The 1837-nt window shown below is 76.2% G+C and carries 1 protein-coding gene; it reads left to right on the top strand.

The annotated features are described in order from the left end of the window. Window positions 1-126 precede the first annotated feature (126 nt). On the top strand, window positions 127-1698 hold the full coding sequence (locus G3I53_RS22860) for an SDR family oxidoreductase (RefSeq protein ID WP_343239716.1): 1572 nt from the start codon (window positions 127-129) through the stop codon (window positions 1696-1698). Window positions 1699-1837 lie beyond the last annotated feature (139 nt).

Raw genomic sequence — 1837 nt, forward strand, 5'->3', positions numbered from 1 at the left:
CTCCCGGGTCGCCGGGGCGGGGCCCGCGCCCGGCCGTCCGCGACGCGCGCGGGCACGGCGCGGCGGCGATGCTCGAACGACAGGCCCCGGGAACGGTCCCGGCGGCGGACGCAGGGAGGCAGGACCGTGGGCACGGACGCACCGCAGGACACCGAACGGCTGCTCTGCCTGGTCACCGGGGCGTCCGGGTACATCGGGGGCCGTCTGGTACCGGAGCTGCTGGCCGCCGGTCACCGGGTCCGCTGCCTGGCCCGTTCCCCGGACAAGCTCCGTGACCACCCGTGGGCGGCCGACGCGGAGACGGTGCGCGGGGACGTCACGGACGCCGCGTCCGTCGCCGCCGCCCTGCGCGACGTCGACGTGGCGTACTACCTGGTGCACGCCCTCGGTTCGGGCTCCGGGTTCGAGGACACCGACCGCCGGGCGGCCCGGATCTTCGCCGAGCAGGCGCACGCCGCCGGTGTCCGGCGGATCGTCTACCTCGGCGGGCTCACCCCGATGGGGGTGCCCGAGCAGTCCCTTTCGCCGCACCTGCGGTCCCGGGCCGAGGTGGGGCGCATCTTCCTCGACGGCCCGGTGCCGGCCACCGTGCTGCGGGCGGCGGTCGTCATCGGCTCCGGGTCGGCCTCGTTCGAGATGCTGCGCTACCTCACGGAGCGGCTGCCCGGCATGGTGACGCCCCGCTGGGTCAACACCCGTACCCAGCCCATCGGAGTCCGGGACGTGCTGCGCTACCTGGTCGGTTCGGCGACCATGCCCGCGGACGTGGACCGGGCCTTCGACATCGGCGGTCCGGACGTCCTCACCTACCGGGACATGATGCGCCGCTACGCCGCCGCCACCGGACTGCGGCGGCGGCTCATCGTGCCGGTGCCCGTCCTGTCCCCGCGCCTGTCCAGCTACTGGGTCGGTCTGGTCACCCCGGTGCCCGCGTCGATCGCCCGCCCGCTCACCGAGTCGCTGCGGCACGAGGTCGTCTGCCACGAACACGACATCGCCCGCTACGTGCCCGACGCCCCGGGCCGGCCGCTGCCGTTCGACCAGGCGCTGGAGCTGGCGCTGCGCCGGGTGCGGGAGGCGCAGGTCGCCACGCGCTGGTCGTCGGCCGCCGTGCCGGGGGCGCCCAGCGATCCGCTGCCCACCGACCCGGACTGGGCCGGCGGGAGCCTCTACCAGGACGAGCGGCAGCTGCCGGTCGACGCGTCGCCGCAGGCCCTGTGGAAGGTGATCGAGGGCATCGGCGGCGACAACGGCTGGTACTCCTTCCCCCTGGCCTGGGCGGTCCGGGGCTGGCTGGACCGGTTCGTCGGCGGGGTCGGGCTGCGCCGCGGACGGCGGGACGCCGAACGGCTGCGGGTGGGCGACTCGCTGGACTTCTGGCGGGTGGAGGAGATCGAACCGGGCCGTCTGCTGCGGCTGCGCGCGGAGATGCGGCTGCCGGGACTGGCCTGGCTGGAGATGCACGCCGAGACGGACGACGAGGGCCGCACCCGGTACCGGCAGCGCGCGCTGTTCCATCCGCGCGGTCTGCCGGGACACGCCTACTGGTGGTCCGTGTCGCCCTTCCACGCGGTCGTCTTCGGCGGCATGGCCCGCAACATCACCAAGGCCGCGGCCCGGGGGGCGGGCGGCCGCACACGCGCGGCGCGGGGCGAGGGCGGCCCGCGGCACCTGCGTCCCCGCAGAGCGGACCGGTAGGGCGCTCCCCACCCACGGAGCACACGCCACCGCACCACCGCACCGCCGCACCACCGCACCGCCGCACCACCGCACCGCCGCACCACCGCACCGCCGCACCGCGGCACCGCCGCACCAGGAGGGACGCCATGACCGTCGC

Origin of the sequence: Streptomyces sp. SID14436 (assembly GCF_010548465.1) — a bacterium.
Lineage (GTDB): Bacteria > Actinomycetota > Actinomycetes > Streptomycetales > Streptomycetaceae > Streptomyces.